The organism is Rhodanobacter glycinis, from assembly GCF_006438785.1.
Taxonomy (GTDB): Bacteria; Pseudomonadota; Gammaproteobacteria; order Xanthomonadales; family Rhodanobacteraceae; genus Rhodanobacter; species Rhodanobacter glycinis_A.
In genome coordinates, this window is sequence record NZ_RCZB01000003.1 from 470,131 (window position 1) to 485,865 (window position 15,735).

Sequence of the window (15,735 nt, forward strand, 5' to 3'; positions counted from 1 at the left end):
ATAGCGAATGCGCGCAGGCACACACAGCGCGGTGCAACACGGGCACATCCGGATCTGTTGTGGGAGCGGCTTCAGCCGCGATGCCCTTCAGTTCGCGGCCGAAGCTAGTCCCGTGAATCGCGATGACTGGTGCAGCCACGGCAACGCCAGCGCACTCAGGCCGAAGACCGCCGTCATGGCCAGCGCGATATGGCCGTCCAGATGGCTGATGCCGAACCATTGGCTGCTCAGCAACGGCACCAGTGCGGTCGCCAGCGCGCGCAGGCTTTCCACCCACCACGCCCAGTGCCGCCCTTCCATCAGCGCACCGAGCACGCACAGGCCGGCCACCAGATAGGCCGCATAGGCCAGCAAGGTCGGCAGGCTCGCCGTGCCGGCCATGCCCAGGAACTGCGTGGCCATCGCCAGCAGCAGGGCAAACTGCAGCAGCACGTAGAACTTCACGGCCGAGGACAGCGGCGGATCGAAACGCGCGCAGGGCATCGCGAACGCCGGTTTCGGGAAGCGCGCCGCCACATCGGCTGGCCGCCAGCCCGGCGGCTTCAACCACACCAGCAGCTTGTCGCGCCAGCGCTGCGCATGCCACGCATCGATCGCCGTGTGCCAGTACACCTCCGCATTCGCCCACAGCGGATTCCAGCTGCGCAGCGGCGCGCGCGTGCCGTACACCGGCGGGTCGTTGTCGTCTTCCTCGACGAAGCTGCCGAACAAGCGGTCCCACACGATCAGGATGCCGCCGTAGTTGCGGTCGAGGTAGCGATCGTTCACCGCGTGATGCGCGCGATGGTTGGACGGCGAGCAGAACACACGGTCGAACCAGCCGAGCCGGCCGATCTGCTCGGTGTGCACCCAGAACTGGTACAGCAGGTCGATCAGCGCCACCACCACGAACACCTTCAGCGGCACGCCCAGCAGCGCCATCGGCAGGTAGAACAGCCAGCCCAGCAACACGCCGCTGCCGGTCTGGCGCAGTGCAGTGGAGAGGTTGTAGTGCTCGCTCTGGTGATGCACCACATGGGCGGCCCACAGGATGTTCACCTCGTGTCCGCAGCGGTGCAGCCAGTAGTAGCAGAAGTCGTACATCAGCAACGCGCCGGCCCATACCCACAGGCTGTCCGCCGGCAGCGTGAACAGTGCCAGGTGCTGCACGCACCAGGCATAGATGCCCAGCGTCAGCAGCTTGCTGAACACGCCCACGATCTGCGAGATCACGCCCAGCCCGATGCTGCTGACCGCGTCGCCGCTGGCATACGCGCGCCGGCCGCGCAGTTTTGCCACCAGCAGTTCGATTCCGATCAACAGGAAGAACACCGGCGTGGCCCAGGTGATGATGAGTTCCTGCGTATTCACTGAAATGCACCTGCCTCGATCGTTCCTGCCTTACTCAGTATGCGGTCGCGCTGCACCGAATGCGCGATCCACCACAGCGCCAGATAATACGTCGACAGCACCCACAGGCCCGACCACGGAATCGCGGCGTGGAAGCGGTTCCACGCCAGCAGGCTGTCGCTGAGCATGAACAGCATCGCACCCACCGCAGCTCGCCGCGCACTGGCCAACTGCGCATCGCCACGCTGCGCAAACACCCGCGCGCGCGCCAGCGCCTGCCCGCCCATGCACGCCAATACCAGCACGTACACGATCACCGGCATACGCAGCGGCGCGCCGATCGAATCCCACAGCAGGGCCAGATTGACCGCGCCGTAGCCGAGGCTGGCCAGCAACAGCCGTGGCCGCGCACCGAAGCGGCTGTCACTCAGCAACGCCGCGATGAAACACAGGTGGCCGAGCAGGAACGCCAGCAGACCCGGCACGAACAGGTCGCCGGGCAACATCAGGAATACGTCGCCGAACAGCGAGCAGGCGATGCCGGCCAGGATCCAGCGCCGGTAGCGCCGCGACACCGGCCAGCGGCTGCGCCAGGCCACCGCCAGGATCAGGATCGTGGCCAGCGGTTTGCACGCCCAGTGCAGCCAGCGCCACGGGCTGGCCGGATCGTGCGCGACGACCAGTCCGCCGGCGATCGCCATGGCCGCAGCCGCCACGATCGCCAGCGTGAGCCGGCCGGCGCCGGCGCGGCGGGTGATGCGAGAACGTATGGCAACCATGCGGACGGCCGGCGGGGTACCGACCGATCATAGCCAAGCCCGCGTCATGTCGCGTGGCGCGGGCCCGGTCGCGGAGCCGCTCAGAACTTCAGCGTGGCCGTCAGCATCGCCGCCCGTGGCGAGCCGGGCAGCAGGGTCTGGAAGCCGCCGGTCGGATCGCTGGCGGTGAAGCCGTTCGAGCCGATGGTGGCGAAGTAGCGTTTGTCGAGCAGGTTGCTGACGTTGAGCGCCAGCCGCAGATCCTGCACCGAGCCGCCGAGCTTGCCGAAGTCGTAGGCGGCTGCGGCGTTGACCACCCAGAACGACGGCACCGACGCGTCATTGGTGTAGGTGTAGTAGCGCTTGCCGGTGTAGTTCGCCGATATCCGCAGATCCCACGCGCCCGGCGTCCACGCCAGCTCGGAGAAGAACAGCTGCTTGGGACTGTCGACCACGGTCTTGCCCTTGGTCGCCACCAGCGTGGTGCCGTTGAGGTAGTCGGAGTAGTAGCGCGAGCGGTTGTACGACAGCGAGTTGGACCAGTGCAGCGTGGGCGACAGCTTCACGTTCACCGCCAGCTCGGCGCCGCGGCTGCTGACCGAACCCACGTTCGCATACGCCGACGGGCAGCCGACGATGCCCGAGCACTGCGCGATCACCAGCAGGCGGTTGTCGAACTTCACGTCGTACAGCGCCAGCGAAGCCTGGTAGCTGTCGGTGACACGGCGCAGGCCGCCTTCGAACGTGCGCGACTGCTCCGGCTTGAGCTGCCGCCCGAACAGGTCGAACGCGGCCTGGGTGGTGGCCAGCGGGCCGGTGATGCCGGCCTGGTAGGCGGCGATGTTTTTCGCGTACGAGCCGAACAGCTCATTGCCGCCGCCGAGCTGGTAGCTGGCGCCCACCTGCGGCAGGAAATTCTTCTTCGCCGTGAGCGAGCCATTGGCGTAGCTGCCGGTGGTGCCGTAGCTGAGCGTACCGGGCATGGCGCGGGCGGTGACCTTGCTGTCCGGCGACTTGAAGCCCACGTCGACGGCGAGCCGGTCGTCGAGCAGCTTGAAGCTGTCCTGCAGGTAGAGCTGCCGTGTCGTCGTTTCGTAGTGCTGGTGAAACAGCCGCAGGTTCGGGTTGCGCAGGAAGAAGGTGTCGTCCAGCGGGCCCGTGATGAAGTAGTAGTTGCGCTGCACGTTGTGATTGCTGTCCTCGTACCAGAAACCGCCTTCCAGGTGATGGATGCCGATGTTCCAGTTGAGCGCCGCGGTGACGCCACCGCGGTCGATGCCGTACTCGGTGGTGCGGATCGAGATCGGGGTCTCCTGCGGCGTGCCCGGATACGACGCCTGGTACGGCGTGAACCAGTGACCCTGGCCGCGATCGTTGTGGTAGTAGGTGGTGGCCTTCAGGCGCAGGTCGTCGGACAGCGCGAAATCGCCGAAGACGCTGGCCACGGTGTCGTCGCGCAGGCCGCGGGCATCGTAGTAGGCGTCGTCCAGCGTGGTCACGCCGCCGCTGTAGATGCCCTTGGCGGCGTTCACCGCGCGGTTCCAGTCCGGCGAGTAGTTGTCCCAGTTCCAGCCCAGCCGCTTCTGCAGCGACAGCGACAGATCCTGGTAGTCGGTCTCGTCACGACTGGAGGTGGTCAGCAGCGCACCGACGCTGCTGTCGCCGAAGTTGTAGATGGCCTTGCCGTTGAACTGCTTCTGCTTCTGCGCGCCATGCCCCTTCCACTTGTCGGTGCTGCTGTAGGCACCGGACAGGTACATCGCGAAGCCGTCGTGATCGCCGGTGTCCAGTCGCGCATAGGTGCGCCGCGCGCTGTCGCTGCCGAAGCCCTGCGCCACGGTGACGCCGAACTCGGACGCCGGATCGGACGAATAGAACTGGATCGTGCCGCCCAGATCGCTGGTCGAGGGCGTGCCCAGCGCGCCGATGCCCTCGGCCAGTTCGGCACCGCCGAGGTTCTCGGCGATCAGCGCGCGGCTGATGTGCAGGCCATTCTGGTTGCCGTAGCTCATGTCGCCCAGCGGGATGCCGTCGAGCGTGAAGCCCAGCCGGTTCTGGTTGAAGCCGCGCAGGCTGATGCGGGTCGACCATTCGTAGTTGCCGAACGGGTCGGCCGACTCGAAATGCACGCCAGGCTTGCTCTGCAGCACCTTCAGCGGACTGGTGCCCGGCGGCAGGATCTTCACGTCCTCGCTGGTGATGCGCTGCACCTGGCGCGATTCGCCCTGGCCGATCACCGAGACCGACTCCAGCGTTTTCGTGGTAACCGCCGCGGCATCGGCGGGGGCGGGGGCCGCGGCATCGACCGCGGCGGCGGCGGTGCCATGCAGTGCGGCAAGCAGCGCCAGCGCCAGACCGGTCCTGCGGAGAGAGAACGTGCGTACGGACATGCGTGTACATCCTTCGCGCGACCACCGCCTGCGCGGAAGGCCACGACATCGTGGGGGAGGAGAGAGATCGGCAGCGGAGTCGCCGCGCCGATCGATGCCAGCATGGCCGGCTTGCATGAAGCCCTTCTTACAGCCGCGTGTCACTGGCCGTATGGACGTCCATATGGGATTTGCGTGACAGCCGACCCGCGACGGCCTGCGAAGCCGTCGCCTGCGTCACGCCCGCCAACGCCATGCCCTGCGCCTGCGGCAGCGACACGCCAAGCAGTGCCGCCAGGGTTGGTGCGATGTCGCGCATGTCGATCGAGCCGAGATCCCTGCCGGCCGGCACGCCCGCGCCGGCGATCAGGAAGGTCGAGCGCATCGCCGGCAGCGCCGGATCGTAGCCGTGCATGCCGAGGTAATGGCCCGGCGCGGGCATCGGCGCATCCGGCTTGATGCCCATTTCATGGCCGGGCTTGAACAGCACGAACCAGCTCGCTTTCGCGGTGGCACCGTGCGCCACCAGCTGCGGATGATCGAGCACGCGTTCGATGCCGTAGGCGGGATCGGCCTGCAGCCGCGCCAGCAGCGCGGCCACCCGCGCTTTCACGGCGACGTCCGCCGGATCCTTCAGCACGATCGCCGCGCTGCCGCCGGCGTTCCATGGCATGGCCTGCCAGCCGCTCACCGCGCCGTCCTTCACGCTGACCAGGCCGGCCTGGATGAAGGGCGCATACAGGTTCACGTCCTGCCGCACCGGTGCGAAACCGTGGTCGGACACCACCGCCACCACGCCGTCCGGATGCACCCGCTGCGCCGCGGCCACCAGCTCGCCGACCAGCGCATCGATGCCTTCCAGCACCTGGTTGGCCGCCGGCGTGCCCGGCCCGGTGGCGTGCTCCTTGTCGTCCAGCGCCGCGAAGTAGACGGTCATGAACTGCGGCCGGTGCAGCTGCAGCAGTTTCACCGCGAAGCGGGCGCGGTTCTGGTCGCCGTCCAGCGCCTCGTTGATGCCGTCGGCGTAGGGGCCAAGGTCTTTTTCCAGCGCGGGCAGCAGGCCCGGCGTGGCCAGCGCCGCCAGCAGCTTGCGGTCGTCCGGCGTGCCGGTGCGCCAGATCTGCGGCAGGTTCCAGTCCACCGGCGCGCCCACGCTCACCGGCCAGTGCACGTTGGCGGTGGTCAGGCCCGCCGCATGTGCCGCGTCCCACAGCGTGGGCACGCGGATGTCGCTGGCGTACCAGTCCCAGCCGAGCTGGTTCTTGTTGGTCGGATCGAAGGTGAGGTTGTTGCTGATGCCATGCAGCGCCGGCGCCACGCCGGTGATCAGGGTGGTGTGCGCCGGATAGGTCAGCGTGGGCAACACGCCGCGCACATCGCTGGCATAGCTGCCGCGGGTGAGGAACGCCTGCAAGTTCGGCAGCTTCAGGCCGCGCTGCTGCGCGTCGATCACGTCAGCCGGACGCAGGCCGTCGATCGAGATCAGCAGCACCGGGCGGGCGATGCTGCCGGTGGCGCCGAACAGCGCGACGACGCCCAGCAGCAGGGCGGGCAGAAAGTGACGCATGCGTGGATCCTGGACAGATGAAGGGTGCGCGCATGCTCGGCGACCCGCGCTGCAGGCTTGTGACAGCCAGCCTTCGTTTGTGCGGCGCGCGCCCCGCTCAGCGCGCGTCGACAGCGCGGCGACCCAGCGCCGGATCGTCGGTGAAGAACGCATCGATACCGGCGTCGAGGTAGACGCGCATCTCGGCCACCGCGCCGTCCGCGTTGAACGTGTGCGGATCGCTGCCGTGCCAGAAATCCCTGGCCAGGAACGTGTTCTCCGGACGGAACGTGTACGGATGCACCTGCAGTCCCGCCGCGTGGGCATCGTGCACCAGCGCGGTGGGCCGGCCCAGCGTGCCGTCGGCGCGATACGGGATGATCGCGTGGTAGTCCGGCCCGATCGCGTCGGCATAGCGTGCGATCCGGCGCAGGCCAGCCGGCGTCATCATTTGCGCGTAGGTGAGCGTGCCGCTCGCGGCGACCACGTCGTACGGCTGCAGCTGCGGCTCGTCGAGCAGCTGCAGCAGGCGGATGTTCGGGTGCCGCTGACGGGCCTGCGCGCCGCCCAGCTTGTCGTGCAGGTACTTGAGGTTGGCGATCTCGAACGACTGGATCTCCACCGGCGCGGTACGCGTATAGGCATGCGCGGCCAGCGTGGCCAGCAGGGCGTCCTCCATCGGCCGCTGGATGCGCTGGAAATACGTGCCGTGCTTGATCTCCGGGATGATCCCGATCGGCCGCCCCAGCGTGGCCGACTCGGCCGCCACGAAATCGATCACCTCGTCCAGCGTGAGGATCTGGAACTGGCCGTCGTAGCGGGTGCCACGCAGTTCGGGCAGGCGCTCGCGGGCACGCAGCGTCTTCAGTTCGGCCAGCGTGAAATCCTCGGTGAACCAGCCGCTCTCGGACTGGCCGTCCACGATCCTGCGGGTCTTGCGGTCGGCGAATTCCGGATGGCTGGACACGTCGGTGGTGCCGCCGATCTCGTTCTCGTGGCGCACCACCATCACCCCGTCCCTGGTCATCACCAGATCCGGCTCGATGAAGTCGGCGCCGTCGGCGATCGCCCGTGCATAGGAGGCCAGCGTGTGCTCCGGCCGCAGCGCGCTGGCGCCGCGATGGCCGATCACCAGCACGCGGGCGGCCAGCGGTTTTTCAGCGGCGTGCACGGGGGCGGACATGCCCAGGGTTCCGATGGCGAACAGAGGAATCCAGCATAGGCGCAACATGGTGCAGACTCCGGGGCAGGCTGAACGCCCAGCATGCGGCGCGCGCATGTACGTTCGTTGACAACGCCGCGACACGCACCGCCGTGGCGACCGCAAACTGCAACATCCGTCGCGCACCATGCCGGGTCTGCTTCCTTCCGGGCCATGCCATGACCGTTACGTTCCGCCGCCACCTGCTGTCGTATCCGTTCGCCCTCGCGCTCGCCTTGCTGGGCGCGCCGCCGGCCGCCCAAGCGGCAGCAGCCGCGCCGGCCGCCCGGCCGCACCGGGTGATCGTGTTCGTGTGGGACGGCATGCGGCCGGACGCGATCAGCGCCGAGGACACGCCGAACCTGCTGGCGCTGGCGCGGCGCGGCGTGGACTTCCGCGACAACCATTCGACCTATCCCACCTTCACCATGGCGAACGCATCGAGCTTCGCCACCGGCGCGTTCCCCGGTCCGATCGGCTTCTACGGCAACAGCTTCTACGCGCCCGGCGGCAGCGGCCTCAACGCGAAGGGCGCGGCGGCCGATTTCCAGAACCCGATCTACACCGAGGATTACGCGGTACTGCGCGACCTCGACGCGCACGAGGACGGCGCCCTGCTGCAGGTGCCGACCCTGCTCGCCACGGCGCACCAGGCCGGCCTCACCACCGCGGTGATCGGCAAGTCCGGCCCGGCCTTCCTGCAGGACTACAAGCTGCCCGACGCCGGCGGCCGCAACGTGTTGCTGGACGAGAACACCGCGCTGCCGCTGGCGTTCGCCAGGGAGCTGCAACAGGCCGGCTACCCGCTGCCGGCCAATACCGTGCACACCTATGCACCCGATCAGCTGCAGCTGGCCGACGACAACGGCGCGCCCACCGCGGCGGGCAAACTGGTCACGCTCAGGGACGGCGTCACCTCCGACGCCAGCGCCGCGGTCGAGACCACGCCGGGGCCGGCCAACGCGTGGATGATGCAGGTGTACCTGGACGAGGTACTGCCGAAGCATCGGCCCGATGTCAGCGTGGTGTGGCTGCGCAATCCGGACACCACCCAGCACCAGTACGGCGTGGGCTCGCCCGAATTCCACCTGGCGCTGCAGGCGCAGGACGCGCTGCTGGGCAAGCTCGAGGCGAAGCTGCGCGAACTGGGCATGGCCGGCGACACCGACCTGATCGTGGTGTCCGACCACGGCCACAGCAACGTGGCCGGCGCGCGCGACCTGTTCCCGCTGCGCACGATCAACGACGGCCGCGTGGGCGGCGTCGACAACGCGTGGGGCTATTCGGTTTCCGGCAGCGTGCGGCTGGCCGACCAGCTCACCCGCGCCGGCTTTCGCGCATTCGACGGCCAGGGCTGCAACTACGCGCCGGTGATGAGCGGCCTGCGCCAGGACGGCAGCCAGTTGCAGCCGACCCGCTACGACGACGACGGCAGCCTCTGCGGCAAGCCCGGCCCGTACACCACGCCAAGCTACACGCTGCCCGACGAATTGCCGAAGGGCTCGCTGGTGCTGGCGCCCAACGACGGCACCGATTACCTGTACCAGCCCGAGCACGATGCGGCACTGGTGAAGCGCACCGTGCGCTTCCTGCAGTCGCGCGAATACGTGGGCGCGATCTTCGTGGCGCGCCGCTACGGCGACCTGCCCGGCACGCTGCCGGCCGAGGACGTGCATCTGGAAAATGCCGCGCGCGGGCCGGACATCATCATCAGCTACGCCTGGGATGCGCACGCGGTGATCCAGGGCTTCCGCGGCACCGAATACGGCACCACCAGCACCGAGCGCGGCCAGCACGGCAGCTTCAGCCCGATCGACGTGCACAACACCCTGCTCGCGGCCGGCCCCGACTTCCGCCGCGGCTTTTCCGATCCGCTGCCCAGCGGCAACGTCGACCTGGCGCCCACCCTCGCGGCCGTGCTGGGGCTGGCCTTGCCCACGGCGCAAGGCCGCGTGCTGCACGAGGCGCTGGCCGGCCAGCTGGCCCGCCCGCTCAGCGCCTACCGGCTCACCCACGCCGCGCTGCGGCCGAAGCAGCCGGCCACCGGCCTGAGCATGCAGCGCATCGACGGCAGTCCGTTGCGTGCCACCCGCTACGACTTCACCGTGCAACTCAAGCGGCTCGGCAGCGGCGGCCGGCAGTGGACCTACTTCGACCAGGCCGCCGCGGAACGGCACTGAGCCGCACGCGGCGGCGCGGGGCGGCTCAGCCGGCCCCGTACATTTCGCGATAGACCCGGATAATCCGCTGTTCCAGTTCGCCGCCCTGGTGGCCCACGTCGAAGGCGTCGTTGAGCTGCTTCTCGGCCACGTGAAGTTCGTGCAGGAAGCGTCGGGTTTCGCTGGACAGCCCCAACTCGCGCATGTGCTGCTCGCGCGCTGCGTCGTCAAGCGCTGGCGGATGGTCTTGCGACGCGGGGGCAACGCTTGCGGGAGGGGCGGGTTTGCGGTGGCTCATGCTGCAATGCAAAGCAAGACGCCTGCCAGCACGCCGACAACATGAACACGGAGAGCCGCCCTCAGGCGAGCCGCCGCGCATGCGGTGCGGGTGTTCGCACCCGAGACCAGCGCGCCCAGGACAACTGCCCGGCCGGGCCATGTGAAGCCGGGCGAAAACCATCGCGGCGTGACCGCCCGGGTCAGAAAGTGGCCCGCGCCTGACCCATTCGGCTCAGCCAGGGTGACTCACTGGTATACGTGCAGCCGGCCGATCGTCCAGGCGTGGTAAGACTCCAGCAGGCCCGGCACGGCACAGTCGTCGTACAGGCCGTTGCAGCGCGTGCGCAACTCGGTCGCCGCGGAGAAGTACGGGTCGGTCGGCACGCCGGCCGCCTGCAGCACCATGCTCGGCAGGAACGCGATATCCAGCATCGGATAGTTCGGTATCGGGGCGCCGACGAAGTTGCTCTTCAACATGTAGTAGGTGAGGTAGTCGTGGTACGACTGCAGCGCTACCGGCAGCCTGCGCTGCAGCTTGCGGATCTGTCCGCCGAACGATGGCTGGTGATCACCGAAGTGCATCAGCACGGTCGGCTCCGGGCGATCGAGGAAATCGTGTTCCAGCCCGCGCATGGCCACGTCGGAATCGTGCAGGCGCGACAGGTAGGTATCGAAGTTCAGCGCCGCGCCGGGCGACAGTCCGCGCAACAGGTTGCGGTACGGCGCGCGCAACTCCGACATCGGGTCGTCATCGTGCGGGCCGTGCTGGTTCAGCGTCAGGATCATCACGAATACCGGCTGGCCCGGCTTCTTCAGCTTGTCGTAAAGGCGCTTGGCCGCCGCGAACATCTGCGCGTCGCTCTCCTCCCACTCTTCCAGCCCCAGCTCTCTGGCGCCGTACAGGTGGTCGAAACCATAGGCCTGATACGCGTTGCTGCCGTTGATGAAACTGGCTTCCGTGGGATAGATCCCGATCGTCTGATAGCCGAGACGGCGTAGCTGCAGCGCCAGCGCGTCGTGCACTTTCGGCGCCAGCACATACGGCGCATACATGCCGCCGGGGCCGAAGATATCCTGCGGCATGCCGGTCAGCGCGGCGAACTCGCTGACCCAGGTGCCGCCGCCAAACGTGTGGACGCGCAGCACGCCGTGCGCACGGGTGCGCGCATCCGGCTGGAACATTTTCACCCGGCATTGCGGCACGTTGCAGGCCGTGTAGATCGACGGGTCGAACGTGCTCTCCTCCAGCACCTGCACGATGTCCGGGTACGACGCATGCGCAACACCCGGCGTACCCGCCGCGGTGGCGCCCCACGCCTGCTCGGCGACGGCATCGCTGGTCATCGCCGGCAGCTGCACATCCGAATCGCGAAAGTTGACGAAGAAATTCGTCAATTGCGCATCGTCGGACAACTTCTCCCACACGTTGCGCGAATGCACTTGCGCGAACAGACCGGTGGGCATCATGCACAGCCAGAACGCCAGCGCACTCAGCGCGATGCCGCCGATGCGCACGCCGGCGGCAACCCGCGGCTGCAGCCTGCCCAGCACGCGCCAGTCCCAGCGCCATACCAGCCACAACAGCGGCGGCAGGATCACGCACAGCCCGATACCCAGCGTGTACAGATGCGGATAGTGCCGCAAGGTGTCGACCAGGCTGGTGCGCACGTAATAGATGAAATCCGACGGCATCAGCTGCGAATCGAGATAACGCAGCTTCAGCACCGAAATGAACTTCAGCGCCACAAACAGCGCGCCGCCGACCAGCAGCGCCGTGGCAAACCGGGCAAACAGGAACAGCAGCGCGCCGAACGTGCACAGCATCAGTCCTGCAATGAAGACCCGCTGCACCAGGAACGGCTCCTGCCATGCCGTGAGCAGGATGCAGCCGGCGAAGAAAATCACCGCGCACAGCGACACCACATGGACCCGGGTAAGGCAAGAAGACAGTCGACGCATGATGGGAAAAGTCCCCCTGTAGGACCCGATGTCACTGAAACGCCATCTTACGGTCTTGCGCCTGCAGCAGACAGGATCTACCGCCACGCCGTTCCACTGGCGTTGGGGATTGCCGCCGCAGGCCGGGCGCAAACGATCGCCCCGATCTGCTAGTTTTCGCCGTCTGAACCTGTACGCCCCACGGAATCGCCATGTCGCCTCGCCTGACCCCGTTCGCCACCCCGCTCGTCGCCCTCGCCATCGCCCTGCTTGCCGGCTGTGTCGCGCTGCCCTGGCAGACCGGCAAGACACCGGACGGCGCTCGCGCGAAGGTGGCGATCCTGGAAACCACCGACGTGCACGCCAACGTGCTGAGCTACGACTACTACAAGCTCAAGCCGGACGACTCGCTCGGCTACGAACGCACCGCCACGCTGATCCGCCGCGCTCGCGCGGAGTTCCCCAACACTCTCCTGTTCGACAGTGGCGACACCATCCAGGGCAGCGTGCTGGCCGACTACCAGGCGCTGGTGAAGCCGGTGGGCTGCGACCAGGAGCTGGCGATCTACCGCGCGATGGATGCGATGGGCTACGACGGCGGCACCGCCGGCAACCATGAATTCAACTACGGCCTGCGCTTCCTGTCGCAGGTCACCGGCACGCCGATGAACGTGGACGGCGGCCATACCGATCACTGTGCGGGCCCGCACTTCCCGCTGGTGCTGGCCAACGTCTACAGCGCGCGCGATGGCGCCCCGATCTTCAAACCGTGGACGATCGTCAGCAAGACCATCGAGGCGTATACCGAGGACGGCAGCAGGATCCGCGTACCGCTGCGAGTCGGCATCATCGGCTTCACCCCGCCGCCGATCATGGATTGGGACAAGCAGAACCTGGCCGGCAAGGTAAGCGTCAGCGGCGTTGTCGAAGCCGCGCACAAATACCTGCCGGAGCTGCAGGCGCAGCATCCCGACCTGATCGTGGCGATCCTGCACGGCGGCCTCGACACCTCGCCGTACACCCCGCAGATGGAAAACGCCGGCTGGTACCTGGCTGGCGTGCCCGGCATCGACGCGCTGCTGCTGGGCCACTCGCATACCGAATTCCCCGGCCCGCACTATGCCGGCATGAAGGACGTCGACGCGCACCGTGGCTTCGTGCGCAACGTGCCGGCCGTGATGGGCGGCTTCTTCGGCCGGGATCTTGGCGTGATCCAGCTGGTGCTGAATCGTCAGCAGGGTCGCTGGGTGGTCGACCTCGACAATACGCACAGCGAGGTGCGCCCGATCTGCCCGCGCGGATCGGCCGACGCTGTGGCGAAGAAGCTGGCCTGCGTGCCGGCCGATCCCGCCATCGCGCCGCTGGTGCAGCAGGCGCACGAGGCCGCGATCACCTACGTCAACACGCCGATCGGCAGCAGCACGTTGCGCATGAGCAGCTACTTCGCCGACGAGGGCAACATGACCGCGCTGGCGCCGATCAATGCGGCGCAGGCCGACTACGTGCGCACCGAACTGCCGCGGCTGCGTCCGGAACTGGCCGACGTGCCGGTGCTGTCCGCCGCCGCCGCGTTCCGCACCGGCTTCGGCGGCCCCGACGACTACACCGACGTGGCCGCCGGCCCGCTCACCCTGCGCAGTGCCGCCGACCTGTACTTCTATCCGAACACGCTGTCCGCCGTGAAAACCGACGGCGCCGGCCTCAAGGCGTGGCTGGAGAAATCCGCGCAGCGCTTCAACCGCATCGATCCGGCCAAGGCCGGCGAACAGGCGCTGATCAACAGCCACTACACCGGCTACAACTTCGACCAGATCCAGGGCGGCATCCACTACGTCATCGACGTGTCGAAGGCGGTCGGCCAGCGCATCACCACGCTGACCTGGCAGGGCAAGCCGGTCACTCCGGATCAACCCTTCATCGTCGTCACCAACAACTACCGCGCCAGCGGCGGCGGCCACTTCCCCGGCCTCGACGGCAACAACATCGTGCTCGCCGCCCCCGACGGCACCCGCGAGATCCTGGTGCAATGGCTGGAGCGCCAGAAGACCATCGGCATCAAGAATCTCGAACCCACCTCATGGCAATTCGCGCCGCTGAAGACCCGCGGCCCGGTGGTGTTCACCGGCGCCAGCGGCAAGCAGGGTGTGGCCCATGATGCCGGCCTCGACAACATCCGCCAGTTGAAGGATCACGGCGACGGCACGGCGACTTACGCGATCGATCTATCGCGGTGAGCCACCTGCGCGAGCCGAGCCTGCCGATGACTGTCGCGCGGCGGCTGCCGTCATTCTGGCTGACGATGCTGATCGGCTGGGCGCCGATCGTGCTGGGTACCGTCGTCGCCGCGGCGACCGTGCTGGGCGACCCGAACCAGCTGGCCCAGCACGCGATGCTGCTGATCACCTGCCTGCTGCCCTCCATCCCGCTCTGCCTCGTGCAGCGCACCCTGTGGCGACGCCGCACATCGTGGCGCCGCTGCGTCGCCGCGTTGCTGCCCCTCTCCTTCTTGCTGGCCTTCGTCAGCACCGCAGGCATCGTTGGTCTGGCCACCCAGCTCGGCAGTCATGTCGGCGCCCTGCACGGCGCGTTCCGCTGGAGCTTTGTCTTCGCCAGCATGGACATCGTCTGGTTCGTGCTGATCGCGCTGTGTGCGGTTTACATGGTGATCGGCTACTACATCTCCACGCAGGAGGAACGCTTGCGCGCGATGGCCGCCGCCGGGCTGGCGCGCGATGCCGAACTGCGCGCGCTGCGCTATCAGCTGCAGCCGCATTTCCTGTTCAACACGCTCAACGCGATCTCGACCCTGGTGGTGGAGCGGCGCACCCAGGACGCCACACGAATGATCGCGCGCCTCGGTGATTTTTTGCGTGCCACTCTCGAAGGCGATGGCGGCCATGAAGTTGCACTGGCCGACGAACTCTCGCTCACCGAGCACTACCTCGACATCGAGAAAGCCCGGCTCGGCGAGCGGCTGGCGATCGGTTTGCAGGTAGGTCCCGATACCTTGCGGGCCGCAGTGCCCTGCCTGCTGCTGCAGCCGCTGGTGGAAAACGCCATCCGCCACGGCATCGCGCCACGTCGCGATGGGGGTCGTCTGGATATCCAAGTGAATCGCACTGCGGAACGTCTGCAAATCCATTTGCGCAATGACGGCTTGATCGCCGCACCGACCGACTCATCGTCCAGTCCCACCGGTTCGGCAGCAATCGGCTTGCGCAATGTGCGCGAACGGTTGCAGCACCTGTACGCGAACGACCATGCGTTCGAGTTGACACTGGCCGGCGACGGCAGCTGCCAGGTGCGCATCGATCTGCCGTTTCGCCGCATGTCGGCAGCGCCGATCGAACCGCCGGCGGCGTCGGCATGACCGTTCGGGTGCTGGTGGTCGATGATGAGCCGCTGGCCCGCCGCGGCGTCACCCAACGCCTGTCTGCCCACACCGACATGCAGGTGATCGGCGAAGCCGGCGACGGCGAAACGGCGCTTTCCGCCATCGTCGACACAACGCCGGATCTGGTCTTCATGGACGTGCAGATGCCGGGCATGGGCGGACTGGAAGCACTCGGACTGCTGTCGCCGCGCGAACGGCCGATGACGATCTTCCTTACCGCCTACGACCAGTTCGCCTTGCGCGCCTTCGAGGTGCATGCGCTGGACTACCTGCTCAAGCCGATCGACGACGAACGCTTTGCCGAGGCGCTAGATCGGGCCCGCGAGACGCTGGCCACGCGCCGTGACCGCGACCTTTCATCGGGCCTGCAAGCGTTGCTGGCGACGCAGGGAAATACCCCAAGCCACGCGTCGCGCTTTGCCGTCCGCATCGGCCACCGCGTCGCCTTCATCGCCGCTGCCGACGTCGACTGGATCGAAGCGATGGGTGACTACGCCGGGCTGCACGTCGGCGGCAAGGTGCACCTGCTGCGCGAACGGCTGCACCAGCTGGCACACCGGCTCGACCCGGCTCAGTTCATGCGTATCCACCGCTCGACCATCGTGCGAGTGGATCGCATCGCGGAAATGGAAGTACTGTCCAACCGCGACAGTCTGCTGCGACTGCGCGATGGCACCCCGCTACGCGCCAGCCGCACCTATGGCGACGCCCTGCGCGCGGCACTTGCCGGATAGCCTGCCGTGACGGGCTGCCGTTGACACG

At 67.6% G+C, this 15,735-nt stretch carries 11 protein-coding genes; 4 read left to right on the top strand and 7 right to left on the bottom strand.

What is annotated here, in order from left to right; all coding sequences use genetic code 11:
* Positions 1–87: 87 nt before the first annotated feature.
* The 5 genes from EAH75_RS12685 to EAH75_RS12705 all read right to left on the bottom strand — a co-directional run bounded on the left by EAH75_RS12685 (position 88) and on the right by EAH75_RS12705 (position 7,185).
* Positions 88–1,350 (bottom strand): sterol desaturase family protein, encoded by a 1,263-nt coding sequence (locus tag EAH75_RS12685; protein WP_140805650.1) that lies wholly within the window; start codon positions 1,348–1,350, stop codon positions 88–90.
* Positions 1,347–2,108: a lysoplasmalogenase gene (locus EAH75_RS12690; RefSeq protein WP_140805652.1), complete on the bottom strand. Its 762-nt coding sequence runs from the start codon at positions 2,106–2,108 to the stop codon at positions 1,347–1,349. The genes EAH75_RS12685 and EAH75_RS12690 overlap by 4 nt, the downstream gene beginning before the upstream one ends.
* An 80-nt stretch (positions 2,109–2,188) precedes the next feature.
* Positions 2,189–4,477: a TonB-dependent receptor gene (locus EAH75_RS12695; protein ID WP_140805654.1), complete on the bottom strand. Its 2,289-nt coding sequence runs from the start codon at positions 4,475–4,477 to the stop codon at positions 2,189–2,191.
* Positions 4,478–4,604: 127 nt separating this feature from the next.
* Positions 4,605–6,023 carry an alkaline phosphatase family protein gene (locus tag EAH75_RS12700; RefSeq protein ID WP_140805656.1) on the bottom strand — a complete coding sequence of 473 codons (1,419 nt, stop codon included), beginning with the start codon at positions 6,021–6,023 and terminating at the stop codon, positions 4,605–4,607.
* Positions 6,024–6,120: 97 nt separating this feature from the next.
* Entirely contained in the window at positions 6,121–7,185 is a 1,065-nt protein-coding gene (locus tag EAH75_RS12705) for a glycerophosphodiester phosphodiesterase (protein ID WP_241668938.1), read from the bottom strand.
* A 197-nt stretch (positions 7,186–7,382) separates the two neighbouring features.
* On the opposite strand from EAH75_RS12705, the gene EAH75_RS12710 reads away from it, so the two are divergent.
* Positions 7,383–9,383, top strand: coding sequence for an alkaline phosphatase family protein (locus EAH75_RS12710; protein WP_140805660.1), 2,001 nt, complete (start codon positions 7,383–7,385; stop codon positions 9,381–9,383).
* Between the two features lie 25 nt (positions 9,384–9,408).
* Here EAH75_RS12710 and EAH75_RS12715 read toward each other — a convergent pair whose 3' ends face one another.
* Positions 9,409–9,660 (bottom strand): hypothetical protein, encoded by a 252-nt coding sequence (locus EAH75_RS12715; protein ID WP_140648726.1) that lies wholly within the window; start codon positions 9,658–9,660, stop codon positions 9,409–9,411.
* A gap of 227 nt (positions 9,661–9,887) precedes the next feature.
* Positions 9,888–11,600, bottom strand: coding sequence for an LTA synthase family protein (locus EAH75_RS12720; protein WP_241668939.1), 1,713 nt, complete (start codon positions 11,598–11,600; stop codon positions 9,888–9,890).
* A 191-nt stretch (positions 11,601–11,791) separates the two neighbouring features.
* On the opposite strand from EAH75_RS12720, the gene EAH75_RS12725 reads away from it, so the two are divergent.
* The 3 genes from EAH75_RS12725 to EAH75_RS12735 are packed head-to-tail and all read left to right on the top strand — an operon-like array spanning position 11,792 to position 15,707.
* Entirely contained in the window at positions 11,792–13,813 is a 2,022-nt protein-coding gene (locus tag EAH75_RS12725) for a bifunctional 2',3'-cyclic-nucleotide 2'-phosphodiesterase/3'-nucleotidase (RefSeq protein WP_140805662.1), read from the top strand.
* Complete coding sequence (locus tag EAH75_RS12730) at positions 13,810–14,949, top strand: sensor histidine kinase (RefSeq protein ID WP_140805664.1); 1,140 nt, start codon at positions 13,810–13,812, stop codon at positions 14,947–14,949. The genes EAH75_RS12725 and EAH75_RS12730 overlap by 4 nt, the downstream gene beginning before the upstream one ends.
* Entirely contained in the window at positions 14,946–15,707 is a 762-nt protein-coding gene (locus EAH75_RS12735) for a LytR/AlgR family response regulator transcription factor (RefSeq protein ID WP_140805666.1), read from the top strand. Before EAH75_RS12730 ends, EAH75_RS12735 begins: the two co-directional genes overlap by 4 nt.
* Positions 15,708–15,735 lie beyond the last annotated feature (28 nt).